This window comes from Aeromonas sp. QDB63, assembly GCF_027707425.1.
GTDB classification, from domain to species: Bacteria; Pseudomonadota; Gammaproteobacteria; order Enterobacterales; family Aeromonadaceae; genus Aeromonas; species Aeromonas caviae.
In genome coordinates this window covers 46,160-71,786 of the sequence record NZ_JAPCIS010000020.1, presented here as the reverse complement: position 1 = coordinate 71,786, position 25,627 = coordinate 46,160, and the positions used below count along the sequence as shown (strand labels likewise).

At 63.5% G+C, this 25,627-nt stretch carries 20 protein-coding genes and 2 pseudogenes; 9 read left to right on the top strand and 13 right to left on the bottom strand.

All coding sequences use genetic code 11. The features are described 5' to 3' along the window. Positions 1–71: 71 nt before the first annotated feature. Both PG879_RS13480 and PG879_RS13475 read right to left on the bottom strand, forming a co-directional pair. Positions 72–380: pseudogene (locus PG879_RS13480) on the bottom strand (VOC family protein); the annotation flags it as partial. Positions 381–489: 109 nt separating this feature from the next. Further along, a complete protein-coding gene (locus PG879_RS13475) occupies positions 490–957 on the bottom strand; it encodes a hypothetical protein (RefSeq protein ID WP_049636326.1) in 468 nt (155 codons plus the stop codon). Between the two features lie 321 nt (positions 958–1,278). Between PG879_RS13475 and PG879_RS13470 the strand changes: the two are divergent. Beyond that, a pseudogene (locus PG879_RS13470) lies at positions 1,279–1,614 on the top strand (DUF3427 domain-containing protein); the annotation flags it as partial. A gap of 48 nt (positions 1,615–1,662) precedes the next feature. Here the strand turns inward: PG879_RS13470 and PG879_RS13465 are convergent. Then, positions 1,663–2,250, bottom strand: a complete 588-nt coding sequence (locus PG879_RS13465; protein WP_049636328.1) for a histidine phosphatase family protein — start codon at positions 2,248–2,250, stop codon at positions 1,663–1,665. 449 nt (positions 2,251–2,699) lie between these two features. Between PG879_RS13465 and PG879_RS13460 the strand changes: the two genes are divergently transcribed. Continuing rightward, positions 2,700–4,808, top strand: coding sequence for a putative bifunctional diguanylate cyclase/phosphodiesterase (locus tag PG879_RS13460; protein ID WP_223917956.1), 2,109 nt, complete (start codon positions 2,700–2,702; stop codon positions 4,806–4,808). A 164-nt stretch (positions 4,809–4,972) separates the two neighbouring features. Continuing rightward, on the top strand, positions 4,973–5,260 hold the full coding sequence (locus PG879_RS13455; protein WP_049636330.1) for a hypothetical protein: 288 nt from the start codon (positions 4,973–4,975) through the stop codon (positions 5,258–5,260). A gap of 44 nt (positions 5,261–5,304) precedes the next feature. On the opposite strand, the gene PG879_RS13450 is transcribed toward PG879_RS13455, so the two are convergent. Both PG879_RS13450 and speA read right to left on the bottom strand, forming a co-directional pair. Then, complete coding sequence (locus PG879_RS13450; RefSeq protein WP_010674183.1) at positions 5,305–5,493, bottom strand: hypothetical protein; 189 nt, start codon at positions 5,491–5,493, stop codon at positions 5,305–5,307. A 256-nt stretch (positions 5,494–5,749) separates the two neighbouring features. Next, the gene (speA, locus tag PG879_RS13445) at positions 5,750–7,651 is read right to left on the bottom strand and encodes a biosynthetic arginine decarboxylase (protein WP_029314286.1); all 1,902 of its coding nucleotides are present in this window, start codon (positions 7,649–7,651) and stop codon (positions 5,750–5,752) included. A 1,025-nt stretch (positions 7,652–8,676) separates the two neighbouring features. Between speA and pepT the strand changes: the two genes are divergently transcribed. Beyond that, positions 8,677–9,903, top strand: coding sequence for a peptidase T (gene pepT / locus PG879_RS13440; protein WP_128297582.1), 1,227 nt, complete (start codon positions 8,677–8,679; stop codon positions 9,901–9,903). A gap of 105 nt (positions 9,904–10,008) precedes the next feature. Continuing rightward, positions 10,009–11,733, top strand: coding sequence for a lysophospholipid acyltransferase family protein (locus PG879_RS13435; RefSeq protein ID WP_216944016.1), 1,725 nt, complete (start codon positions 10,009–10,011; stop codon positions 11,731–11,733). Between the two features lie 63 nt (positions 11,734–11,796). On the opposite strand, the gene PG879_RS13430 is transcribed toward PG879_RS13435, so the two are convergent. The 4 genes from PG879_RS13430 to PG879_RS13415 all read right to left on the bottom strand — a co-directional run bounded on the left by PG879_RS13430 (position 11,797) and on the right by PG879_RS13415 (position 14,706). Next, a complete protein-coding gene (locus PG879_RS13430; protein WP_010674179.1) occupies positions 11,797–12,108 on the bottom strand; it encodes a SelT/SelW/SelH family protein in 312 nt (103 codons plus the stop codon). Beyond that, positions 12,105–13,226, bottom strand: coding sequence for an adenosylhomocysteinase (locus PG879_RS13425; protein ID WP_103259839.1), 1,122 nt, complete (start codon positions 13,224–13,226; stop codon positions 12,105–12,107). Before PG879_RS13425 ends, PG879_RS13430 begins: the two co-directional genes overlap by 4 nt. A gap of 185 nt (positions 13,227–13,411) precedes the next feature. After that, positions 13,412–14,146, bottom strand: a complete 735-nt coding sequence (locus tag PG879_RS13420; protein ID WP_213319526.1) for a hypothetical protein — start codon at positions 14,144–14,146, stop codon at positions 13,412–13,414. After that, complete coding sequence (locus PG879_RS13415) at positions 14,146–14,706, bottom strand: YceI family protein (protein WP_010674176.1); 561 nt, start codon at positions 14,704–14,706, stop codon at positions 14,146–14,148. Before PG879_RS13415 ends, PG879_RS13420 begins: the two co-directional genes overlap by 1 nt. Positions 14,707–14,815: 109 nt before the next feature. Between PG879_RS13415 and PG879_RS13410 the strand changes: the two genes are divergently transcribed. Continuing rightward, on the top strand, positions 14,816–15,718 hold the full coding sequence (locus PG879_RS13410) for a LysR family transcriptional regulator (RefSeq protein ID WP_039038856.1): 903 nt from the start codon (positions 14,816–14,818) through the stop codon (positions 15,716–15,718). 8 nt (positions 15,719–15,726) lie between these two features. On the opposite strand, the gene PG879_RS13405 is transcribed toward PG879_RS13410, so the two are convergent. Continuing rightward, on the bottom strand, positions 15,727–16,128 hold the full coding sequence (locus tag PG879_RS13405; protein WP_010674174.1) for a hypothetical protein: 402 nt from the start codon (positions 16,126–16,128) through the stop codon (positions 15,727–15,729). A 66-nt stretch (positions 16,129–16,194) separates the two neighbouring features. On the opposite strand from PG879_RS13405, the gene PG879_RS13400 reads away from it, so the two are divergent. Next, on the top strand, positions 16,195–17,928 hold the full coding sequence (locus tag PG879_RS13400) for a formate--tetrahydrofolate ligase (RefSeq protein ID WP_270830306.1): 1,734 nt from the start codon (positions 16,195–16,197) through the stop codon (positions 17,926–17,928). Between the two features lie 253 nt (positions 17,929–18,181). On the opposite strand, the gene PG879_RS13395 is transcribed toward PG879_RS13400, so the two are convergent. From PG879_RS13395 to folE, 3 genes are all read right to left on the bottom strand, one after another. After that, positions 18,182–20,269 carry a methyl-accepting chemotaxis protein gene (locus tag PG879_RS13395; protein ID WP_128343474.1) on the bottom strand — a complete coding sequence of 696 codons (2,088 nt, stop codon included), beginning with the start codon at positions 20,267–20,269 and terminating at the stop codon, positions 18,182–18,184. A 247-nt stretch (positions 20,270–20,516) separates the two neighbouring features. Next, complete coding sequence (locus PG879_RS13390) at positions 20,517–22,172, bottom strand: methyl-accepting chemotaxis protein (protein ID WP_104452710.1); 1,656 nt, start codon at positions 22,170–22,172, stop codon at positions 20,517–20,519. Positions 22,173–22,583: 411 nt separating this feature from the next. Further along, positions 22,584–23,240, bottom strand: coding sequence for a GTP cyclohydrolase I FolE (gene folE / locus PG879_RS13385; protein WP_128273863.1), 657 nt, complete (start codon positions 23,238–23,240; stop codon positions 22,584–22,586). 370 nt (positions 23,241–23,610) lie between these two features. Here folE and moeA point away from each other — a divergent pair, with 370 nt between their 5' ends. Further along, positions 23,611–24,837 carry a molybdopterin molybdotransferase MoeA gene (gene moeA / locus PG879_RS13380; RefSeq protein WP_270830307.1) on the top strand — a complete coding sequence of 409 codons (1,227 nt, stop codon included), beginning with the start codon at positions 23,611–23,613 and terminating at the stop codon, positions 24,835–24,837. Beyond that, positions 24,834–25,589, top strand: a complete 756-nt coding sequence (gene moeB, locus PG879_RS13375) for a molybdopterin-synthase adenylyltransferase MoeB (RefSeq protein WP_053288587.1) — start codon at positions 24,834–24,836, stop codon at positions 25,587–25,589. Before moeA ends, moeB begins: the two co-directional genes overlap by 4 nt. Positions 25,590–25,627: the final 38 nt, after the last annotated feature.

Here is a 25,627-nt window from a genome sequence, read left to right as displayed (position 1 = left end):
ACCAGCGGGGCTGACGCCCCGGCGAAATTCCCCTCCCACCTACGTCGGAGGGAGTCCCCTTTCGCATTTAAGATGGGACCACAGGCACCGCTTTTCATCACTGGCCCCTCCACGATTTCGACCCCCTGGCTCGCCAGCTGGGCCATCACCTGATCCAGGGGCCAGCTGGTGATGAGGCAGAGATCCCCCGACCCCACCTGCGCCCGGTTGCGCGCCTCCTCCCCCAGCAACTGCAAATTGATCTTCTGGTTGCCAAAACGCAGCGCCCGGCGGCCTGCCCCGAAGGTGATGGGCTCCATCTTGAAGGCGCCGCTGTAAAATGCCACCGCCCGCTCAATGTCGCTGACCGTCAATACCAGATGGTCGATATGGCTTATCATGCTTGCTCCCTGTCATGGTGATTGCCGCACCATCATACCCACCCGCCTCAATAGAAACTGTGGCATGGTGCACAGGGGGCTAACCACTTATTTTGACTAGGGAAATACCTTAACGCACGGCAGCACACGCCTTGTCACGCTGGGCCAGCAGGGTTTCGTCATTACTGCCCATGGCCGCCAGAATGGCCTGATTACAGGCCCGCTCCGCGAGCTTACCCGGGCTCTGCTGGGCATCGGCGATCTCCGCGATCATGGGGCGATAGCCGATGGCGGCCGAGCAGTACATGGTGCGGTACTTGGGAAGCTGCCAACTGCTGTCGTCTTGCCGTGTCAGGTCATCGCACAGTTTACCAAACAGTGCCTGCGCCTTGACCGTGCACTGACTGAAGCGCCGCACATCTTGCTCGTAGGGACGGCAGACACTTTGCTGTTTTATCTGCCAGAGCTGGAAAGAGAAGGGAACCTGCTCTCCCTCATAGGGCACTACCAGCGTTTTTAGCTCGGTGCCATAGATATCCGTCACCTGCTGCTGCACCAGATTGAGATAAGCCGAAAAAAGATAAGATATTGGATCCATCACTACCTCCCTGTGGTTCGCCTTCTCTATCTTCGCCGCCCATGGCTAGATAGATCTTCAAATGGGCAAAATTAGATAACAGCTTACTGATTTAGCTAAAAAAAATGATACCCTGCCTACTCCCCTTATGCACAAGATTCAAGGTCAGTCACCATGCAGCAATGTGGTATTTATGAACAACTCATCACACAACTGTTGGCATCAAGACTAGGGAAGGTGCGAATAAGTCATATGGCACGAGAGCATTTAATGGTAACCCATTGATATTAAATGACTAAAATTTTCATTTTTTGTTCGTGGGATACTTGTTCGCACTTTCCCTTGAACAAAACGGAGCAGCACTTCTCCCCCACCACCCGTTATCACGACTACGCCATTAATGAGTCACTGTTCCATTGGCAGAGCCAAAACAGCGCTCGCCCAGAGCGAGGCAAGGGGCTGAGTTACATAAACCACAGGGCAGAGGGTAAGCGCGTGTTTCTGTTCGTTCGTGAGCAGAGCAAAGATGAATTTGGCCGCACCCTTGGCTTTGTGAACTTTGGTGAGGTGGAGTACATCTCCCACAGCGGTAGCCAACCGATGAACATTAAATGGCGTCTCACTACTCCGATGCCGCCTTTTATGTGGAAAGAAGCGGCCAAATTGGCAGTTGGCTGAGCGACCCATCACAACAAGGCCCACCCACGGCGGGCCGCCTTCGTGTGGTCAGCAGGCAATCCGCTCTATGCGACCACCACTGAGTTTGAAGAAGGCATCCTGTGGCAGCTCCTGCAGCCAGGTGGTGGTGTAGTCCAGATCCACATAGGCGCCGCGCAGCATGGCGCCAAAGAGACCGTGAGAAACCACGATGGCCTGCTCGGCAATCTGCTCGTCCTCAAGCCATTGCCGGGCCCGGCGCTGAATGCTCTCAAAACTCTCGCCATGGGGGGCCCGCAGATACCAGTCCGGCTCCTCCAGATCCAGCTCGGGGTGGGCCGCCAGCAGCTCGGGCACCCGGCGACCCTCCCACTCCCCCATCCCCAGCTCCACCAGCCGCTCGTCCCAGATGATGCGCTCCTGGTCCAAGCCAAGCTGCTGACACACCCGCTCCGCCGTCTGCCGTGCCCGGCCGAGGGGGCTGGCGTAGATCGTCCAGTCGGTGGGCTCGGCCAGGAGCTTGGCCAGACGGGCCCCCATGGCGAGGGCCTGGGCTTCTCCCCTGGGGGTCAACTCGGAGTTGCAACGCCCCTGCAACCGCAATTCGGCGTTGTAACGGGTCTGGCCATGGCGCAGCAAATAGAGGGTTCGAGACATGGTTTCTCCAGCAGAGTCAACGAGATAAGAAAACAGGGGGAAGATGATAACAGATGTACCGGGTCAACCAAGACCCGGAGGATGCAGGCTTGTGCTGACTCCTTGAGCGCATGGCCTGCGGCTATCGTGATAAGGACGACAGGGGCTGCGCGCCTTTATCGCACAGGCGCCTTGTGCGCTTACCACACGCCTTCGCCACGGGCCCGCCAGCGCCGTGGCAAGCGCCCCATGCTCCCCTATCTTGTTGTTCAGACGGAATAAAATGGGGATGTGCCGGTTTATCGGTCACAGGATGGCGGCCAAAGCCAGAAAAGACAGAGTTTTTGCTCTGATCCGGGGGCCATTTTGGTACGTATCTCTGGCTCACGACAGGGACGCCTGGTGTACAATCTGCCACCCGATTTCCCCTGACCCGGCCCAGGCTCAGGCCCTGATGTACCCCAGAGTAAATGAACGTGACCCCAACCCACCCCATGCTCGACAGTTATTACAGCCAGGATCTGGTGTTCTTCTCCATCCTGGTGGCGGTGCTCGCCTCCTATACGGCGCTGACCATGACCAGCCGGGTGAGCCAGAGCCGGGGACGGGCCGCCGTGCTCTGGCTCGCGGGGGGAGCCTTCGCCATGGGGCTCGGCATCTGGTCCATGCATTTTATCGGCATGCTCGCCTTCAACCTGCCCATCGCGCTGGGATACGATCTGACCCTCACCGGTCTCTCCCTGGTGGCAGCCATCGGCTCCTCGGCCTTTGCGCTCTGGCTGGTGAGTCGTCCCCAGCTCCCCTGGCACCAGATCCTGTTCGGGGCCGTGCTGATGGGGGCCGGCATTGCCACCATGCACTACATCGGCATGGCGGCCATGAAGATAGCGCCTGGCATCCACTACCTGCCTGGGCTCTTCATCCTCTCCATCCTCATCGCGGTATTCGCCTCGGGGGCCGCACTCTGGATAGCGTTTCGCCTGCGCAACAGCTCGCCCCGCGCCTTCTTCAGCAAGGCCTTCGCCTCCCTGGTGATGGGGACAGCCATCATCGGCATGCACTACACCGGCATGGCGGCGGCCCAGTTCCCCGCAGAGAGCCTGTGCGGGGCCCTCTACACCGGTCTCAATACCCAGTGGCTGGCAACCGTGGTCATCATAGTGACCCTGGCGGTGTTCGCCATCGCCTTCGTGCTCTCCATGCTGGATGCCCACGCCGCCAGGCTCTCCACCTCCCTGCATCAGGCCCACGACGAGCTGCTCAAGCTGGCGCTCCATGACAGCCTGACCCGGCTGCCGAACCGGCTGCTGTTTGCCGACCGGCTGGAGCAGCGCATCCAGGAGTGTCAGCACAGCCAGCGCAGCTTCTCCCTGCTGTTTCTCGATCTCGACGGCTTCAAGATCATCAACGATGCCCACGGCCACCACACCGGGGATCTGCTGCTGGCCGAGGTGGCCCAGCGCATCACCGGCCTGCTCGGTGCCAGCGACACCGCCTCGCGCTTTGGCGGGGACGAGTTCGTGCTGGCCCTGGCGCCGGGGGATGTGAGCCAGACCACGGCCTTCGCCGAGCGGCTGCTGGCCACCCTGGCCCAGCCCTATGAGTGGGAGCACCACAGCCTGCACATCACCGCCAGCATCGGCATTGCCGTCTATCCCCAGGATGGCACCAGCCTGCACGAGCTGACCCTCAACGCCGATGCCGCCATGTATTACGCCAAGGAGCAGGGGCGCAACGACTACTACTACTTCGACAGCGCCATGAACGCCAACGCCCACCAGCAGTTCCTGCTGCACAAGGAGCTGCAACACGCCCTGGAGCGGGGGGAGCTGGCCCTGCACTACCAGCCCAAATACTGTGCCCGCAGCGGCCAGGTGGTCGGCGCCGAGGCCCTGCTGCGCTGGCAGCACCCGGAGCATGGTGCCGTCTCGCCGGCCAGCTTCCTGCCGCTGGCGGAGAAGAGCCGGCTCATCATCCCCATCGGCAACTGGGTCATCGACGAGGCGTGCCGCCAGATGAGCGCCTGGCGGGCGGCGGGTCATCACGACTGGAGCGTGGCAGTCAATCTCTCCACCATCCAGCTCGCCAGCCCCGGGCTGCTGGAGGAGGTGCAGGGCGCCCTCGCCCGCCATCGGCTCGAGGCCCGTCACCTGACCCTGGAGATCACCGAATCCACCGCCATGCAGAAGGCCGAGGAGAGCCTCGCCATCCTCAACCGTCTGGCCGAGCTCGGCCTTGGCATCTCCATCGACGACTTCGGCACCGGCTACTCCAGCCTGCTCTACCTCAAGCGCTTCCCCGCCAACGAGCTCAAGATTGACCGGGGCTTTGTCACCACCCTGGAGCGGGGGGGCGATGATGCCACCATCATCGCCGCCATCATCGCCCTGGGTCAGGCCCTGGAGATGCGCATCGTGGCAGAGGGGGTGGAAACCCCGGAGCAGCGGGACCTGCTGACCGAGCTGGGCTGCGACACCTTGCAGGGCTACCTGCTCGGGCGCCCCATGACCGGGGAGCAACTGCTTGTCCACTGCGCTCCCGAGACTCCCCAACGGGTGCTGGAAGGTGTGCTTGCCTGACAAGCAGGTGAGGCGCAGCGCCCGTGTCGCCAGGGTCATCACCAGCCCGATTGCGTCCCTTCACGACTCAAGGTAGTCTGCTGCAAGACTCGAATGCTCCTTTATTTTGCCGGGCGCATCGAGCGCCCCCCATGGCAGATCACCCGTTCAGAGGAGCCACATCCATGGCCAGATACCAGTTCTTCAGCGTCCCCGCCTCCCGCCGTCAGCAATATACCTATGTCGACATGGCCTCCCCCACCTTCCTCACGGAGAAGGAGGCGCTGCTGACGCAAGGGTTCGAGGTGGAAGAGGATTTCATCGACGCGGCCACTCCCCGCGAGGCGGTGGAGAAGTACAGATCCGGTTTTCTCTACGTGGCGGACGAGATAGGCAAGTCAGACGAGGCCTATGCGGCGGCAACGGCCTTGCTGGAGATGGGCAATAAGATCCTGGGCCGCAAGGCGGGCTGAACAAGGCGGGCCGCCGGGACGATACCCCGATGGCCCGCAGGCAGTCAGCGTTGGGGGTGCTGGCGGAGCATCTCCACCAGCTCCTCTTCACTGCCGGGTTCATGGGCAAGCTGCAGGCTGGGGGCGGCGCCCCCCATCAGCATATAAACGTGAGTGCTGCAGTGATCGTAGTGATACCACTTACCGTCGATACAGACGTCGGTATAGCATCTCGGGTCCCTCTTGAGTTCCATACGCACATCCTTATGTGTCATTCACCAACATCACTCTTGACCGTAAAATAAGGGACCTAAGTCCCCCTTGACCTGGATCAAGGGAGGTGGCGGGCAAAAGCGGGCAGTGGCCGGATCTGGCCGGGGCGGGATGCCGCCAGCCTGGATGACAGAGCCCGCCAACCGGCCCCAGCCAGGCAACAGCGCAACAAAAACGGCGCCCGAAGGCGCCGTTTTTCATGTCCGTCATTTGACCGACGGGGAACAAGCCGCTGGCTTATTCGTCTTCCAGGTAGGCGTAGCCTTGCAGACCCAGCTCCAGCTCGTCGAGCAGGGCCTTGCGGGTCTCGTCGTCCAGCGCCGGGTGGGAGACGATGCGCTGGTAGTTCTCGCGGATCACGGACGGGTCGATGTTGACGTAACGCAGCAGCTGGTCGACGGTGTCGCCACGCACCACGTTGCGGATGTCCATCTTGCCTTCTTCATCCAGCCACACTTCCGCGCAGTGGGTGTCACCGAACAGGTTGTGCAAATCCCCCAGGATCTCCTGATAGGCACCCACCAGGAAGAAGCCGACGTGGCACTCTTCGTGCTCCCCGTAGACCGGCATCGGCAGGGTGCTTTCCACCCCCAGACCGTCGACGTAGTGCTCCACCTGACCGTCGGAGTCACAGGTGATGTCCATCAGGATGCCGCGGCGGGTGAGCGGACGATCAAGACCGGCCAGCGGCATCACCGGGAACACCTGACCGATACCCCAGGCATCCGGCAGGGACTGGAACAGGGAGAAGTTGGCAAAGCACTTGTCCGCCAGTTTCTCGGAGAGCTCGTCGGCCAGGGCGCGGTGGTTGCGGTTGACCGGGTTCAGCAGCTCCTTGAGCGCCAGACAGGTGTTCTGGTGCAGCATCTCGGCCCAGGCGCGTTGCTCCAGGTTCAAGAGGCCCATGGTGTACTGGGCGTTGACGTCACCGAGATCCGCCACGGAGTCGTGGAAGATCTCCAGCAGGGAGGGATCTTCCCCGCGCAGGTCCAGCCAGCCTTTCCACATGTTCTGCAAGATGGTGGGCGCGTCTTCGTCCGGGGCGCTGATGTCGTTCACCTCCACCCCTTCGGCACCAATGATGTTGGTGACCAGCACGGCGTGGTGTGCAGTCAGGGCACGGCCGGACTCGCTGATGATGGTCGGGTGCGGCAGGTCGAACTCGCGGCACACATCGCCGATGCCCCAGACCACGTTGTTGGCGTACTCGGAGAGGCTGTAGTTCGCGGAGCAGTGGCTCTGGGAACGGGTGCCCTCGTAGTCCACACCCAGGCCGCCGCCCACGTCCACCACCTCGACCTTGGCGCCAAGACGGCACAGCTCGGCGTAGAAGCGGCCGCACTCGCGGATGCCGCCCTGGATGTCGCGGATGTTGGCGATCTGGGAGCCCAGATGGAAGTGCAGCAGTTGCAGGCAGTCCAGCTTGCCGAGGCTGCGCAGACGCTCCACCAGCGCCAGGATCTGGGAGGCGGAGAGACCGAACTTGGACATGGAACCGCCGCTCGATTCCCACATACCGGAGCCGGTGGACGCCAGACGGGCGCGCACCCCGATGTTGGGCTTGATGTTGAGACGAGCTGACTCGTCCAGCACCATTTCCAGCTCGGAGGGCTTCTCCACCACGATGTAGACCTTGTGGCCCATCAGGTTGCCCAGGAGGGCGTGGCGGATGTATTCGCGGTCCTTGTAACCGTTGCAGACGATCACGGACCCTTGCTCATGATGATGGGACAGCACGGCCAGCAACTCGGGCTTGGAGCCCGCTTCCAGCCCAAGCCGGGGCTTGTCGCTGTAGGACTGACTGATGGTCTCGATGACGCGGCGCTGCTGGTTTACCTTGATCGGGTAAACGCACAGGTAATCCCCTTCATAGCCTGACTTTTCGATGGCCTGACCGAAGGCGTTGAACAGCGCATCGACCCGGCTCTTGAGGATGTCGGGGAAACGCAGCAACACCGGCGTGGTCAGCCCGGACTGGCGCAGTTGCTCGATGGCCTCGGACAGCACGATCTGAGCCTCGGGGCGAGACTTGTCGGGAGAGACGGTCACATGACCGGCGTCATTGATATTGAAAAAACCCGCACCCCAGTAGGGAACGTTGTAGACCTTCAAGGAGTCCTTGCTGGACCAGTTAGTCATGGGCTATGCCTCGCAAATGAGCGGCCGTGGGCCGCCTTCGTTACCCTCAATCACATCCAGACCATTGATTGCAAAATGCGGCAAGCCAGAGCGGCCTGCTGACGTTGGACCCGCAACGGAGCATGCTCCGCCACATCCTGTTCATTGCACATCGCGGCAAGCCAAGGCTGCCTGGTGGATCTTGGGAAGTAACGAGTCTTGATGTGGGGCTGGTGGCTTTACATCAAGCTCAACGGTATGCGGTAACACCTTGCCGGCGTACCGCGGTACTTTGATGACAATCGGCATCAGCCACGCCGTTTGTTCATCATTCGGCAGCCATCCCGACGGACAGGAGAAGGTTTCAAGGAAGAGAAGGGAAGACGTCAGCACGCATCATGTTGATGGACGACAACCACTACGACCCGCTCAACGCCAGTGACCGCCCATGACAAGGGAGATGATGAGCCCGAAGCCCACTCGGTCAGCTGAAAGATGAGAGTCCGTTGTTCTCCCTGATACCGGAGCCTAACCGGTATTAAAGAAACCATTCCCCAGCAGTGTCTGTCGTTTCTGCGTGCCTCGCCCTATAGGCGTCATGATCCTGCGGGTCTGGCGGACACGGCCTGCGCAGGGTTGCCCTCGGATCGGCGCGGAGTGTACACACTTACCGCAGCCAGTGACAATAAAAAATCGTGTTAAAAAACGGGTTTTCATCGGGGGGCAAAATCTCGCTGCCAGCAAGGCGGGCTCTGGGATGGCGGGGGATGAGAGCGCGTGGGCGAGGCGATGAAAATAACCAACACGTCACGCTTTTTGGGTCACCCCTTGCCAGCGCTGGGCCGAGGGGAAATTCAGCTTTATCGCAATTGCTTAACCAGTTTTTATTTTGGAATTTTTATGCAAACTGCCGAGCAATGATCCCCGCCCCTCCCCTTCGATGGCCCTCCTCTCTCCCACAAAATCATCAAAAACTGCGCTGACGCAATAAGCGGCGCCGCCGTCTTGGCCACAATGACTCCTCTTTCGTGACCCGAGGCTTGCCCATGAACACCCTGCTTTCGCGCTTTCTCCACTACCTCACCTTTCATACCCGCTCCGATGCGACCAATCCTGCCTGCCCCAGCAGCGAGGGACAGCGCCTCTTCGCCCGGGCCCTGCGCGACGAAATGACGCAGATGGGGCTGAGCCAGGTCACCCTGGACGAGCATGGCTACCTCACCGCCTGCCTGCCGGGCAACCAGCCGGATGCCCCCGCCATCGGGCTCATCGCCCACATGGACACCGCCGATTACGAGGCCGAGTGCGTCGTTCCCCAGATAGTCGAGAACTATCAGGGGGGCGATATCTGCCTTGGCAAAGGGGACGAGGTGCTGGCCATCCGCCAGTACCGCTTCCTGAAAAACTACCTGGGGCAGGATCTCATCACCACCGACGGCACCACCCTGCTGGGGGCCGACGACAAGGCGGGCATCGCCGAGATCCTCACCGCCGTGGAATACCTGCAGGCTCACCCCGAGATCCCCCGTGGCGATGTCTGGGTCGGCTTTACCCCGGACGAGGAGATAGGGCGCGGTGCCGACCGCTTCCCGCTGGAGCGCTTCCCGGCCAAGTGGGCCTACACGGTGGATGGCGGCGAGCTCGGCGAGCTCGAATGCGAGAACTTCAACGCCGCCAGCGCCACGGTGCGCATCACAGGCAACAACGTCCACCCCGGCACCGCCAAGGGCAGCATGATCAACAGCCAGACCCTGGCCGCCCGCTTCCATGCCGCCATGCCCGCCGAGCAGACCCCGGAGTGCACCCAGGGGTATGAAGGCTTCTTCCACCTGGCCCGGATGGAGGGCACGGTGGAGGAGACCACCCTGCACTACCTCATCCGCGACTTCGACGATGACTGCTTCGCCGCCCGCAAGGCCCAGCTCAAGGAGCGGGTCGCCTCCCTGCAGCTGGACGCCCCCAGGGCGCGCATCACCCTGGAGATAGCGGATAACTACCGCAACATGCGCAGCCAGATAGCGCCCCATCCCCACATCGTCGAGCTGGCCAAAGCCGCCATGGAGGCCGCCGACGTGGTGCCCAAGATCAAACCCATTCGCGGCGGCACCGACGGCGCCCGGCTCTCCTTCATGGGGCTGCCTTGTCCGAACCTGTTCACCGGCGGCCACAACTTCCACGGCAAGCACGAGTTCATCCCCCTGCAATCCATGGAAAAAGCGGTCGCCACCCTGGTGGCGCTGGTGCGCCTCACCTCTGCCTGGCGGGCAGAGTAAGGGGGCAAGGACGGGGTTCGCCCCGTCATCAAACCGTCACCCAACCGACACACGAAAGGCACGCAGGGGCGTCAAACTGGGGCAAAGTTCAGCGGAGCCTTGCCCATGTTCGACGTCGATACCCTGTTGGGGCAGCACCTGCCCCGCCTCGCCAGCCAGCCCCTCCTCCGTCCCCTGATGAGGCAGGGGCTGAGCTGGTTGCTGCACGAGGAGGCCTTCACCCGCTTTGCCGCGCGCCATCCCCACCTGCGCGGTCTGGACTTCATCGAGCAGGCCCTCACCGAGCTCCACTTCGACTACCGGGTGAGCGAGGCCGAGCTCGAGCACATTCCCGCCAGCGGCCGGGTCATTCTTGTCGCCAACCACCCCATCGGCTCCCTGGACGGGCTGGCCCTGCTGCGCCTCATCGGGCGCATCCGCCCCGACGTCAAGATAGTGGCCAACCAGGTGCTGGCCCAGCTCGCGCCGCTGCGCCCATTGCTATTGCCGGTGGACAACCTGGGGGGCAAGACCGACAGGCAGGCCATCCTCGCCATGAACGAACACCTCGCCGCCGACGGGGCCCTGGTTATCTTCCCCGCAGGCGAGGTCTCCCGCCTCGGCCCCAAGGGGGTAAAGGATGGCCCCTGGCAGGCCGGCTTCATCAAGCTGGCCCAGCGCAGCCGAACGCCCCTGGTGCCCATTCACCTGGGAGGGCGCAACAGCCTCTGGTTCTATCTCGCCTCCTGGCTCAACAAGCCCGCCTCCGCCCTGCTGCTGGTACGCCAGCTGTTTCGCCAGCAGGGGCGGACGCTGCCGGTGACCATAGGGGCGCGCATTCCCCTCGCCAGTTTTCAGGAGTTGCCGGCCAAGACGGCAGCCCGGCTGGTGCGCGGCCACCTCTACCGAATCGCTCGAGGCAAGGCGGGACGGTTGCAGACCGAGGCCCCCATCGCCCTGCCGGAGGATCGCCGCCTGCTGAAACAGGCCATCGACGGGTGCGAGCTGCTCGGCCAGACCCCGGACGGCCAGCGTATCCTGCTCTATCGCCGCCACGAGCAGAGCCACTCGGTGATCCTGCGTGAACTGGGGCGCCTGCGGGAGATCGCCTTTCGGGCGGTGGGGGAAGGCTCGGGCAAGCGGCGGGATCTCGATGCCTTCGACGATGACTATCACCACCTCATCCTCTGGGATCCCGCCCGCCTCGACATCATCGGCGCTTACCGTTTCGCCCCGGTGGCCGAACGGCTGGCCAGCAAGGGGCTGGATGGCCTCTACAGCCACACCCTGTTCGGCTTCGAAGAGAAGCTGCTGCCCCGGCTGGAACAGGCCATCGAGCTTGGCCGCAGCTTCATCCAGCCCGCCTACTGGGGCAAGCGGGGGCTCGATTACCTCTGGTTCGGCATCGGGGCCTATCTGGCCCGCTATCCCCAATACCGTTACCTGTTCGGGCCCGTCACCCTCTCCGGCAGCCTGCCGCCAGCGGCCAAGGATCTGCTGGTGGGCTTCTATCGCCAGCACTTCGCCCCCGCCCTTGCCCTCGCCCCTTCCCGCCGCCCCTATCCCGCCACGCCGACGCTGTTCGAGGGGCGCGATTACGGGGACGACCTCAAGGTGCTCAAGGCCGGGCTAGACAACCTGGGCTGCGCCATTCCCACCCTCTACAAGCAGTACGCCGAGCTGTGCGAGCCGGGGGGCGTGCAGTTCATGGACTTTGGCATCGACCCGGACTTCAACCACTGCATCGACGGCCTGGTGTGGGTGGACGTGAGCCGCATCAAGCCCCACAAGCGGGCCCGCTATATCGGCCTCCCCGCCGGGGAAGGGCTGGCCACATCTGGCGACCGTTGACCGGGGGCCGCAACGAAAGAGGGAGGCCTGCGCCTCCCTCTTTCACATCATGGGTGATGCAGCCTACTCGGCTGCGGGTTTGCGATCCGCATGGCCGAGATCCCGCTCCGGGGCGATGACATCCCGCACCCGCTGCTTGATCTCCTTGGCCTCGGGGAAGCCCTCGTCGGCCACCCTGTCCCACACCAGCACCCCGTCCACCAGGATGCGAAACTCCCCCTTGCTGGCGGGCACCAGGGCCACCTCGCCCAGTTCGCCGTCGAAGGTGGAGAGCAGTTCCTGGGCGAGCCAGGCGGCTCGCAGCATCCAGCGGCAGAGGGTGCAGTAACGGATTTCGATGCGCGGTTTCGCGAGGGGCAAATGGGTGTCTGTCATGGGGTGACTCCGTGAAAATCGGTCAACCAGTGGCGAGCGATGCGCTGCATGGTGGCCTGGGGCAGTTCGTGAAGGCCCGGGGTGGATGCCTGATGGGCCAGTTGGTGCACCCCTTCGATGATCTCCGCCAGCACCAGGTAGACATATTCGCCGATGACGGCGCCGTGGACGAAGTTGACCGCCTCCCCCCGGTTGAGCAAAAAGATGGTGCTGCCGTCCGGCCGGGTCAGGGCCAGCACATGGGGACACACCTCCTCGCTCGGCCAGGGCAGCTGGGCGAGGCTGAAGGCGAATTCGTCGTCGGCGGAGGTGACCGAGGCCAGCATGGCGCCGGGGCGCAGGGCCTGCAGATCGGTGATGTCGAGGGAGCCGTTGCCGGTGGAGCAGATCACCAGCTCGGCGCGGCCCAGGGCCTCGGCCTTGTTCACCAGCTTGAAGCCGTGGGAGAGCGCCTCCACCTGGCGCAGGGCATCCGTCTCCACCAGCTCCAGATGCAGGTTGCGACAGCGCAGTTCCCGGGCGATGCTGCGCCCCACCTTGCCATAGCCGAACAGGGCGGCCTGGCAGACATTGAAGGTACGCCTCAGGGTACGCGCGAGGGACTCCGCGGAGTAGACCACGCTCAGGCCGATCTGGATATCTTCCGCCTGCTTGAGGGGGCTGCGGGCCACCGAGATGACGGGGGCCGCCAGGGACTCCTGTTCGTAGCGCTGATGGCCGTTCTCGGTCATCTCCACCACCCCGATGAAGCGGGCGCCAAAGTGCTCGGCCAGTACCGCCTGGCTCTTGGCGAAGTAGCCGCCGATGTCGAGGATGATGAGCCGCTCGTGGGACATCACCAGGGGGGCAATCTGGGCGATCACCTCACCGGGATCCGAGGTCCAGTGGCGATTGAGGGGCAGCACGGGGTAGTGCTGCTGGGCCCAGGCCAGCGTCGGCCCGTGCACGGACTTGGGTTTGGGCAGGATGGCACCGACCCGGCCCACCCGATCGAGCACCTGGATGAAGTCGGGTCTGTCGGGAAGCAGGTGGGTCACCAGCAGGATGCAGAGATCCCCAAGACATCCCTGTTCGGTGAAATGGCGAAAAAACAGATGCTCAGATCCCTGACTGTGCAACTGTGGCCTCCTTAGCGTGCCGCGGGAAAGCAGGCAAACAGAACCCGGCATAGCCGGGTTCTGTGTGTATCCAGATAATTGAAAATCCTTTTTATCCGAAAGCACCATGGGTCTCAATCTTTATCTGTCCAGACTTTGACAAGCCCATCAATTTCTAAGGTAATAGCCTGTTTTTCATGCAGAAATCAGTAAAGTGACGCCTCTGGCCATACCCACCACAGACTCACTCCGGCACCGACGGCCGCCACCAGGATCAAGACCCCCCAGCGAGAGAGTCCCGGGCGCCCGTGCAGGGCACGTTCCAGCAGCGGCAACAGCCAGACCGGCAGCAGCACCAGCAGGGGCACTTCCACGTACTGCCAGGCGAGCATCTGCACGAAGGCGAGTGCCAGCCCCAGGGCGGCCGGGGTCACCTTGACCCCTGCAAAGGCGCCGAGCAGGGCACGGAATCCGGCAAACGCGGCCAGGGCACCCGTCAGCTGGGCGATGAGCAGGCTGCCATCGATGCCGATGACCAGCGCCAGCCAGATGAAGGCCAGGGCGAAGCCGAGCCCCTCCTCGCTGTCACCACGCCAGTTCGTCCAGCCAGACCAGAGGATGGCGGGCAGCAGGGCCAGCCAGATCCCGGGCTCGCTCGCCAGCACGGAGGCCAGCCCCTGCCACCACACCAGGGCGCCCAGCCCCCCGAACAGCGCGAGGGCGACCCCCTTGCTGGTACCCTGGGTCAGGGCGGGCACCAGCAGGGTCAGCGGCAGCCACTGCCACGCCTTGACCGGCAGGCCATAGGCACCGCCCAGCAGGCAGCCCACCAGCCAGATCCCCAGGGCGCCCCACAGATAGCCCAGCCGCGGCCAGCGCCACGACAGCAAAGCGGCCCCTAAAGGAGCCGCCAGGGTTTGAAGCAGGAGTGCTGCGCCCATTACTTGCGCACGCCTTCAACGAACAGGTTGATGGTCATCTCGTCAGGGATGTTCGGCACCATGTAGTTCACGCCGAACTCGCTGCGCTTGATGGTGGTGGTGGCGTTGAAGCCGCTGCGGTAGCCGCCCCAGGGATCCTTGCCTTCGCCGATGTGGACCAGGTCGAAGGCCACGTCCTTGGACACGCCGTGCAGGGTCAGGGTGCCCTTGAGCACGCCTTTGTCCTTGGTGCCTTCATAGCCGGTGCTGACGAAGGTCATCTTGGGGTACTGCTTCACGTCCAGGAAGTCGGGGCTGCGCAGGTGCTTGTCGCGGGCCTCGTGGTTGGAATCCACGCTGGCGGCATCGATTTCGAAGCTCGCCTTGGCCGCCGCCGGGTTGGCGTCGTCCATGCTGAAGGTGCCACTGAAGGTGTTGAACCGGCCTACCAGTTCGGAGAAGCCGAGGTGGCCCACCTTGAACTGGACTGTGGTGTGCGCTGCATCGACATCGTAATCGGCAGCCATCAGGGGAGCCGCCATAAACAGGCAAGAGGCCAGCAGGGCCTTGGTCATTTTCATTCCGATCGTTCCTTCATTGGGGGTTCACAACGGTGTCCAAAATGCTAACCTCCTATCGAGAATAGATAATCATCGATTTATTAAAATAATTATCAACCGAGAGTGGAATATGGATCAGATAGCCGCCATGCGCACCTTCATCAAGGTAGTGGAGTGCCAGAGCTTCACCAAGGCCGCCCATCAGCTCGGGATCTCGGTCGCCATGACCTCCAAGCTGATGCAGCAGCTCGAGGAGTCCCTCTCCACCCGGCTGCTGTCGCGCACCACCCGCCAGGTCAATCCCACCGAGGCGGGCCAGTTTTACTACCAGCGCTCCCTGGCCCTGCTGGCGGAGCTGGAAGAGACCCACAGCCAGCTCACCCACAACAACCAGCAGCCCCAGGGCACCCTCAAGCTCTCGGTGCCCATGGATTTCGGCTACCTGCACCTCTCCCCCGCCCTGCCCCTGTTTCGCGAGCGCTACCCGGACTTGAAGCTCGAGATTGAGTACAGCGACCGGCGGGTGGCCCTGGTGGAGGAGGGGTTCGATCTGGCCCTGCGCATCGGCAACCTGCCGGACTCCTCCCTGGTGGCCAAGCCGCTCGCCATGATGAAGATGGTGGTGTGCGCCAGCCCCGACTACCTGGCCCGCCGGGGCAGGCCGAAGACCCCGGAGGATCTCAAGCAGCACGACTGCCTCATCTACACCCTGACCCAGCCGGACTGGGTCTTCAAACGGGATGGGGAGGAGCACAGCATCCGCCCCCAGGGGCCCCTTCGCGCCAACAACGGGGTGGCCCTGACCCGGGCCGCCTGCGACCACCAGGGCATCATCTTGCAGCCCACCTTCATCGTGGGGGATGCGCTGCGCTCGGGGGCGCTGGTCCCCTTGTTGCTGGAGTGGGAGAAGGGGCAGGTGGGGCTCTATGCCCTCTATCCGCACCGCCGTTTCGTGTCGGCCAAAGTGCGCTGCTTCATCGAATTCGTGCAGGAGCGCTATCTGGCGCCCCACTACTGGGACAGGGAGACCTGAGCCCGGGCTCAGGGGGTGGGCATCAGCTCGGCCACCAGCAGGTGATCCTGCTGGCTCATCTGCCAGCGTGGCAGACGCTGGCGCAAGGCGGCGAGCTCGGCCTCCCCCAGCGCATAGGGCAGGGTGACGTGCAGGCAGTGGCAATCCAGCATGGCCGCCAACTGCATCATCAGGGCGAGGTTCGCCTCGTCGCTCTTGTGCTTGTTGATGCGCTTGCCGAGCTCGTGGCGAAAGTGGGTCTCGGGATCCTGGGTCATCGCCTGCCAGCCGTAGCCAAAGAGCGGGATGAAGGCGCTGACGATGCCAAGGGCGGTGAGGGGCCGTTTGGGCGGGTGATAGAGGGCGTTGAGATCCAGCAGGATGGGGCTTTGATGGGGCTCACGACTGCCGGATAAAATAGTATTGCTCATTGGATTACCCTGTTGATTCCTCTAGACTTCGCCGCATATTTGACCTGACATGCCAACGAGGTGCTGATGCTAAGCGATATCGAGATCTCCCGCCAGTCCCCCCGCCTGCCCATCGCCGAGGTGGCAGCTCAGCTCGGCATAGCGGCCGCCCATCTCCACCCCCACGGCCATTACAAGGGCAAACTCGACCTCGCGCTGCTCCATCACGCCCCCACCCGCGAGCCCGGCAAGCTGGTGCTGGTGAGCGCCATCACGCCGACCCCCCTTGGGGAGGGCAAGACGGTCACCACGATCGGCCTCTCCATGGGGCTCAACCACATCGGCCAGCCCAGCATCGCCACCATTCGCCAACCGAGCCTCGGCCCCGTCTTCGGGGTCAAGGGGGGCGCCGCCGGGGGCGGCATGGCCCAGGTGGTGCCGGTGGAGGAGATGAACCTGCACCTCACCGGGGATTTTCACGCCCTCACCGCCGCCCACAACCTGGCCTCTGCCGCCCTCGATGCCCGCCTGTTCCATGAACGCAAACTCGGTGACCAGTTCAGCGCCAGAACCGGTCTGGCGCGGCTCGATATCGACCCGGCCAACATCCTCTGGCCCCGCACCCTGGACATGAACGACCGGGCGCTTCGCCACCTCACCCTCGGCCAGGGCGGCGCTGCCGATGGTGTCGAGCGCCCCGATCGCTTCGTCATCACCGCCGCCTCCGAGCTGATGGCCATTCTGGCCCTGGCCAGGGATCTCAAGGACTTGCGCGCGCGTATCGGCCGCATCCAGCTCGCCCTCGACCTGCGCGGCAAGCCCATCACCGCCGAGCAGCTGGAAGTGGCGGGGGCCATGACGGTGCTGCTCAAAGACGCCCTCAAGCCCACCCTGATGCAGACCACGGAGCAGACCCCTGTGCTGGTCCACGCCGGCCCCTTTGCCAACATCGCCCACGGCAACTCTTCCGTCATCGCCGATCGCATGGCGCTGGGTCTTGCCGACTACGTGGTGACCGAGGCGGGTTTTGGCTCCGACATGGGGCTGGAGAAGTTCTTCAACATCAAGTATCGCCAATCCGGCCTCGCCCCCGCCTGCGTGGTGCTGGTGGCCACGGTGCGCGGCCTCAAGGCCAACAGCGGCCTGCTTGACATCCGGCCGGGCCAGCCGCTGCCGGCCAGCCTGCAAGGGGAAGATCTCCCCACCCTGACAGCGGGGTGCGCCAACCTCGCCTGGCATATTCACAACGCCCGCCGTTACGGGGTGCCCGTGGTGGTCGCCATCAACCGCTTCCCCACCGACAGCGATGCCGAGCTGGCCCTGCTGGAGGCGGCGGCGCGCCAGGCCGGTGCCTGTGGCGTCGCCCTCTCCCGGGCCTTCACTGACGGTGGCGCGGGTGCGGCGGATCTGGCTCACGCCGTGGTGGCGGCCTGCAAGCAGCCCAGTGAGGTCAGGCTGCTCTACCCCGATGAGATGAGCCTTGCCGCCAAGCTCGCCACCCTGGTGGAGTGCGGCTATGGTGGCCGGGGCGTCACCCTCTCGGACAAGGCGCGCCAGCAACTGGCCAGACTCTCGGCAGAGGGCCAGGATCACCTGCCCGTCTGCATGGCCAAGACGCCGCTCTCCATCAGCCATGACCCCGCCAGGAAGGGCGTGCCGACGGACTTCGAGGTGCCCATCGAGGAGGTGAAACTCTGCGCGGGGGCAGGCTTCGTCTATGCCCTGGCGGGCCCCATCATGACCATGCCGGGCCTGGGCAGTCTGCCGGCCTATCGCCATATCGACATCGACGATGACGGCGACATTGTCGGCCTGAGCTGACGTACAGGCTGGCAGCCTGCCCTCCCTGAACGCCATATGGACATCGACGACGATGGCAACATCGTCCGCAGGCTGGCGGTCAGCCCTCCCTGAGCGCCTGACGGCGAGATAGTCCGGTTGCGTCACATGATCGGACAAGCAGTCTGGCGCCGGCCGATGACGCGGCGCTAATCGACCCTGACATCAACACACCCGCCATCAACAACAAGGCCCCACCGATTGGCGGGGCCTTGTTGTGCGTATCAGAACGCCATCAGTAGTGGAAGCGCCCCAGCTTGCTCATGACCGTCTCGGTCAACCCGTGCATCTGCCGGCTCTGGGCATCCTGCTCCCGGGCCACCCGGGTGGAGGCGCTCGCCAGCTCGTGGATGTTGCTGACGTTCTGGTTAATCTCCTCGCTCACCTTGGATTGCTGCTCGGCGGCGCTCGCAATCTGGGTCGCCATGTCCTGGATACGGTCGGCGGCCTGCACTATGGTCGCCAGCTCGCTTACCGCCTGCTCGGCATCACGCAGCGCCAGGCTGCTCAACTGGCGTCCCTCTGTCATGGTGTCGACCGCGGCGCGCGTGGTATCCCGCAGCCTGTCTATCATCAGCTGGATCTCCTGGGTCGAGGCCCGGGTCTTGGATGCCAGGGTACGCACCTCGTCGGCCACCACGGCGAAACCGCGACCATGTTCACCGGCCCGTGCCGCCTCGATGGCTGCGTTTAGCGCCAGCAGGTTGGTCTGCTCAGAGATGGTCCGGATCACATCCAGGATGCTGCCAATCTGCACCCCCTGCTGCTGCAAGGCGGTGATCCTGTCCGACACCTCGCTGACCTGGGCACTCAACTGGCGGATGCCGTTGGCAGAGGCGCTCACCACCTGCTGACCCTTGTGCACCGCATGACGGGTCTCATCCACCGCCTGGGCCGTGATCTGGGCGCTGCTGGAGACGGAGTCTGCGGTTGATGACATTTCATGGATGGCCGTGGCCACCAGCTCGACCTGCTCCAGCTGGTGATGGCTGTTCGCCAGCCCCTGCTGGGCCTGCCTGGCCGAGTTCACCGCCGCCTGCTGCAACTCGTGCACGCTGGTGGCGGTGTCGGTCACTATGCCCTGCACGGTCGCGACGAACTGGTTGATCCCCTCCGCCAGCACCCCGGTCTCATCGCGCCGGTGCTGGGTCAGCCGCTGGGTCAGATCCCCTCCGGCGCTGGAGAGACGCACCACCATGCGAGCCGTCTCCTGCACCGGCCGGGAGATGGACCCTGCCGCGAAAGCGAGTCCGACCAGACCTATACCCGCCACCAGGATGCCCACCATCAGCTGGGTCCAGACCCCCTTGCCAAAGGCCTCGGCACGGGCCTGCGCCATCCGCTCGTACTCGGCATAGAGGGCGCTGCCCGGCACCTCGATGGCGATCCCCCAGGCCTGTGTGACCTTGTTGAGGCTGATGGGTGCGAAGACCCTCAAGCCATCGGCATGCTCGTCGCTGCCCCTCTCGCCGCGTTGCAACTGGGCCAGCAAGGATGGATCCTGCAAGCGCTGCCCTACCCCGTCGCCATCGCGGGAGTCGGCGGCGATGATGCCCATGGGGCTGATGATGCGCACCCTGCCCTGCCCGTCGAATACCCGTCGGCTGATGTCAGCGGCCAGCCGTTGCAGGTAGTTGAGGGAGTAGTCGATGCCCACCATGCCGAGGTATTGATCCCCGTTCAGCACAGGCACCACGAAGGAGGTGAGCAGGGTGGGCTGACCGTTGACCTGGTAGACGGAGGGGTCGACGGCGCAGCTTGCCTTGCTCTCCTGCGGGCAGAGATACCACTCGGAGGCCCGGATCCCGGTCGCGCTCGGCGTCTTGCTGTAGAAATCCCCCAGGGGTTTGAGGTCAAAACCGGCCGGGCCGCGGCTCCAGTAGGGGGCGAAGTTGCCCGATGCCTGGCTATGCCGGCCATCACCGGTATGGAGCGCATCCTGACCGTCGAAACGATCCGCCTCCCAGCCACTGTAGATGCTGAGGAAATCCGGGTTGCGATCCCCGATGTCCTTGAGCAGGGCCGTGACCTCGTCCCGATCGAGAGGCTCGGACTGATGGACATTGCCCGCCAGCAGTGCCGCCAGGGTTTCGGCCGCATCCAGCGCCAGTTCGAAGGAGCGTGCCACCTCGCTCGCCTGACCATCCGCCAGGGTCAGCAGCCACTGCCTGGCCTGCTGGTGGGCCGCATCGTGGCTCTCCTGCTGGATCTTCTCCTGCATGCTGGCCAGGGAAACATAGCTGTAACCCACCACGCTGAGGACGGTGGTCAGCAGGATGCAACCCGCAAAGAACATGACTTGATACTTGATGGAACGGAACATGGCGGATGGTGGGTCTCTTGAGCCAAAACAGAGGCATTATGCGGGCTCGCAAACAGGTCGTAAACGGCCCCGCATGAAATTAATCGCCGATTTGTGAGCGAATTCGAACATCCGGCCTGTCATCCCCCCATCCGGTAGGTGACGGGGCAGGCGGGCCGGTTGAAACGGGCACAGGGGGGGCGATGACAAACAACAAGGCCCCGCCGATTGGCGGGGCCTTCTGCGCTGTGCCGGGTGGCAGCAAGACTCAGAGGGTGAAGCGCTGGGTCATATGGTGCAGGGTATTGGCCAGCTTGCTCAGCTCGACACAGGCCTGGGCGGTCTGCTGCGCCCCCTGGGCATTCTCGTCGGCGGCGGTGTGGATCTTGACGATGCTGCGATTGAGCTCCTCGGTGACCGCGTTCTGCTGCTCGGTGGCGGTGGCGATCAGGGTGTTCATGTCAGTTATCTGGGTGACGGCGCCATTGATGCTGTCGATGCTGCTCCCCGCTTCCCGCGCCAGCTCCACGCTCTCCTGCATCTGCTGACGGCTCAGCTGCATGGCGCTGCCCGCCTCGGCGGTGCGCTCCTGAAGCACTTCGATCATCTTGCTGATCTCGGCGGTGGACGCCTGGGTGCGCTGGGCCAGACTGCGCACCTCGTCCGCCACCACCGCAAAGCCACGGCCCTGCTCGCCAGCCCGGGCCGCTTCGATGGCCGCGTTGAGGGCCAGCAGGTTGGTCTGCTCGGCGATGCCGCGAATCACGTCCAGCACCATGCTGATGCTGGCGCTGTCGGTCTCCAGTTGCTGCACCACGCTCCCGGCCTGCTCTATCTGGCGGGAGACCTGCTCTATGCTGCCGATGGCGCTGCGCACCACCTGGTTGCCCTGGGTGGAGGTGCGGGAAGCCTGCTTGGCCGCCCCCATGGCGTCCGTGGTGTTGCGAGCCACCTCATTGACGGTGGACTGCATCTCGTTCATGGCGGTGGCGACCTGAGAGACCTCTCCCTGCTGGCTTGCCATGCCTTTGGCGGACTGCTCGGAGATGGCGCTCACCTCCTCTACCGCGCTGCTGAGCTGGCTCACCGAGCCGGAGATTTCACTCACCAGCTCTGCCAGTGCCCCCTGCATCCGGTCGATGGCCGACCCCAGCTGACCCAGCTCGTCGCGGTTGAAGCGGTTGCCGCGGACCCACTCCTGCAGCTCGCCCCGACCGAGATCGCCGCTCGCGATGCGCTGGGCCTGACGGGCCAGCATGATCAGCGGATCGCGGATCTGGCGGGTCAGTACCACGGAGAGCACCACCACAAGGATCAAACCGATCACCAGCGCGATGGTGACACTCAGATTGGCGGATTGATAAGAGTCGACAATATCGCTGCGGGATTCAGACGCATAACCATGGTTAATCTGGATAAGGGAGGCCACTGACTTGCTCAGCGCGGTATAAAGGGGAACCCCCTCCTCAAGGAAGATCTGTTGGGCTTCGGCAAGCTGATCGCTGTCTTGCAGTTGTTGGACTCGCTGGTGCAGGGCGACGTAACGATCCCAGTCAGATTTCACCGCATCGAAGGTACGGCGCTCCGCCACATCCTCAGGCCAGATCGTCTTGTCATGGGCAATCAGCTGCTGCGCGATCGAGTTAAGCTGTTGACTGGCAATATTCCGATATTCAGCCCTTTTCAGCGGCTCGGCGGCCACAACGAAATAACCCAGCTCATAACGACGCAACTCACCGAGAGAATCCCCGATCGCGCTGGTGCGATTGACCGCTGGCAAGATGCTGTCGGTAAACCGGATGGCAACATCATTCATGTTGCCAAACTGGACAAGGGAAAAACCGCCGATAAAGGCAACCATCAAACCGAGCACGGCAAAGCCGGCGGTGAGTTTTTTGCCTATGGTCATGGAACTGGTATTCATGGGATATCCTGGTGGTCGTTAAATTCGTAGCACTCGTCCGGTTCACGCCCTCCTGGCATGAACTATCTGGCCACCTGTTCAGTGGCCCACCATCCAACCTTGATGAATATCTCTGAATTCCATGAGCGGCAGCGAGAGCCGTGAGGGGGCGCTAGAGTAACCGGATTGTGACGGTTCGGAAAGAGTCTGCCCGGTTACTTTTTGTAAGGTGAAAACGAGGGGTTTTTCGTGTTCGATTAAATATACCGCTCAGATGAATAAATCGGAAAAATGCATAACGTTTGCATAAGGCAAGCCGCGCGGGTCAAGCCGTTGCAGGCCGCCACTCTCATCCGGGACCAATGAAAAACGCCAGCAATGGCTGCTGGCGTCTCGTTTATTCAGCAAGGCGGTTACAAAACAACCGCCATCTTATCCGCGCAGGCCGCCCAGAAATTCGGCCCGGGTATCGGGCTGGGTCTTGAACACCCCGCCCAGGGAGGTAGTGGTGGTGTAGGAGGTGGAGTCCATCACGCCACGGGCCTTCACGCAGAAGTGGGTCGCCTTGATGCTGATGGCCACGTCCCTGGTGCCAAGCAGGGTCTGCAACGCCAGCAGGATCTGCTGGGTCAGCCGCTCCTGTACCTGGGGACGACGGGCGAAGAACTGCACGATGCGGTTGATCTTCGACAGGCCAATCACCTTGCCGCGGGGAATGTAGGCTACGTGGGCAAAGCCGTCTATGGTGACGAAGTGGTGCTCGCAGGTGCTGGTGAGGCTGATGTCCCGCACCATGATCATCTCGTCCACCTTCATCTTGTTCTCGATCACCGTCACCTTGGGGAAGGTGGCATAGTCGAGGCCGGAGAAGATCTCGTTCACGTACATCTTGGCAATGCGGTGCGGGGTCTCGGCCAGACTGTCGTCGGCCAGATCCAGTCCCAGCGTCTCCATGATGGCGCGCATATGACCTTCGATTTTTTCCTTTTTCTGCTGGCCGCTCAATTCATTGGCCACCAGAGGTGTCTCAAGGCCCTCGGCCTCGAGCGCCGCCCTGACTAACAGGGCTTCCTGGCTTAAGCTCGTCATCGTGTTTCTCTCCCACGCTCAGGGACTGTGCTGGCCTGCGGCATGGTGCCGCGGCGCAATCTTACAGGGCGATTATTGTCATAATTCTGTCTAACTCAAGCCCGGTGCCCGACTTTATGCCAAACCACCCCGTTTTGTCCGCACCGGCCTGCCCATTCGGGGGCAAGGCGCACGGCCGTGCCGCCTCTTCCCCAGCCACCATCTCGCACAAGCCTCGCCCTGGTTACCCATCAGGAGGTAATTCAACGGGATAACGCCCCAGAATCCGATCACACTGGGGCATCTGCCCCCCATTACCGCACCTTCGGCCTGCCCATCGGAGCAGATTTTTGGGATAATCCGCCCCCTACACACCAGAGAGGTCATGATGATGGGATTCGATACCGGTGCACTCCTCCCCTTGGACAAGGCCCTGCAAGGGATGCTGGAACAACTCACCTGCTGCTGCGAGACGGAGCGGTTGCCCCTGCCCCAGGCGCTGGATCGGATCCTGGCCGAGGAGATAAGCTCCCCCCTCTTCGTCCCCCCCTTCGACAACGCCGCCATGGACGGCTATGCCGTGCGCCTGGCGGATCTCGCCGCCGAGGTGCCGCTCCCCGTGGCGGGCAAGGCCTTTGCGGGCCAGCCCTATGAGGGGGAGTGGCCCGCCGGCCACTGCATCCGCATCATGACCGGGGCCCCTGTGCCCCTGGGTGCGGACGCTGTGGTGATGCAGGAAGAAACGCAAGCCGGCGACAACGGGATCACTTTCCTGACCCGCCCCGTTGCTGGCCAGAACATCCGTCGCCGCGGCGAGGACCTGGCGCAGGGCGCCCGGGTGCTCGAAAGCGGCCTTCGCCTGAGCCCCAGAGAGCTGCCGCTGCTCGCCTCCCTTGGCATCGCGAACGTCACGGTGCGCCGTCCCCTCAGGGTCGCCATCTTCAGCACAGGGGACGAGCTCAAGCCTCTGGGCACCCCGCTCCAGCACGGGGACATCTACGACTCCAACCGCTACGGGGTCAAGGCGATGCTGAGCCGCATGGGCTGTGAGTGCCTGGACCTTGGCATCATCCCCGACGATCCGGCGGCCCTTCGCGCCGCCTTCTTGCAGGCCGACCGCGAGGCCGATGCCCTTATCACCACCGGGGGAGTCTCGGTGGGGGAAGCGGACTTCACCAAACAACTGCTCGAAGAGCTCGGGGAAATTGGCTTCTGGAAGCTCGCCATCAAGCCGGGCAAACCCTTCGCCTTTGGCCGGTTGCCAAACGCCTGGTTCTTCGGTCTGCCGGGCAACCCGGTCTCCGCCATGGTCACCTTCGATCAGCTGGTGCAACCGGCCCTGGCCAGACTGGCCGGTCAGCAGTTTGCACGCCCGCACCCCCTCCAGGCCTTGGCGACAGAGCCGCTCAAGAAGAGCCCGGGGCGCCTGGACTTCCAGCGCGGCATCCTGAGCGTGGGCCCCAATGGCCTCGAGGTACGCAGCACCGGCTCCCAGGACTCCGGGGTGTTCAGCTCCCTGTCCCGGGCCAACTGCTACATCGTGCTCGAACAGGAGCGCGGCAAGGTGGCCGCCGGTGAGACGGTCACCGTCGAGCCCTTCTCGGGGCTGCTGCTGTGAGCGAGATCCTGAGCGACGCCGAGCTCCTTCGCTACAACCGCCAGATCGTGCTCAAATCCTTCGACTTCGAGGGGCAGGAGGCGCTCAAGCAATCCCGCGTGCTGGTCATCGGCGCCGGGGGCCTCGGCTGCGCCGCCAGCCAGTATCTGGCGGTGGCCGGGGTCGGCCACCTCACCCTGGTGGATTTCGATCGGGTGGAGCTCTCCAATTTGCAGCGCCAGGTGCTGCACAGCGACGCGCGCATCGGCCAGCTCAAGGTGGAGTCCGCGGCGACGTCCCTGCGCGCCCTCACCCCCTGGCTCGAGGTGGAGACCCACGCCGCCCTCGCCGACGAGGTGCTGCTCGATGCCCTGCTGCCAGGCCATCAGCTGGTGCTCGACTGCACCGACAACGTCTCCATCCGCAACCTCCTCAACCAGCGTGCCCGCCAGCACAAGGTGCCCCTGGTCAGCGGCGCCGCCATCCGGCTGGAAGGGCAGCTCTGCAGCTTCACCTGGCAGGAGGATGAACCCTGCTACGCCTGTCTCAGCGCCCTCTTTGGCGATCAGGCCCTCACCTGTGTCGAGGCGGGGGTACTGGCCCCCGTGGTGGGGCTGGTGGGCAGCCTGCAGGCGCTCGAAGCCATCAAGCTGCTGGCGGGCATGGGCAAAAGCTACAGTGGCCGCCTGCTGATGATCGACGGTCTGGGTGGCAGCTTTCGCGAGCTGAAACTGCCCAAGCGCCCCGACTGCCCGGTCTGCTCAAGGCCCTGAGCAGCGCCCACAAAAAAGCCGAACCCCGGGGTTCGGCT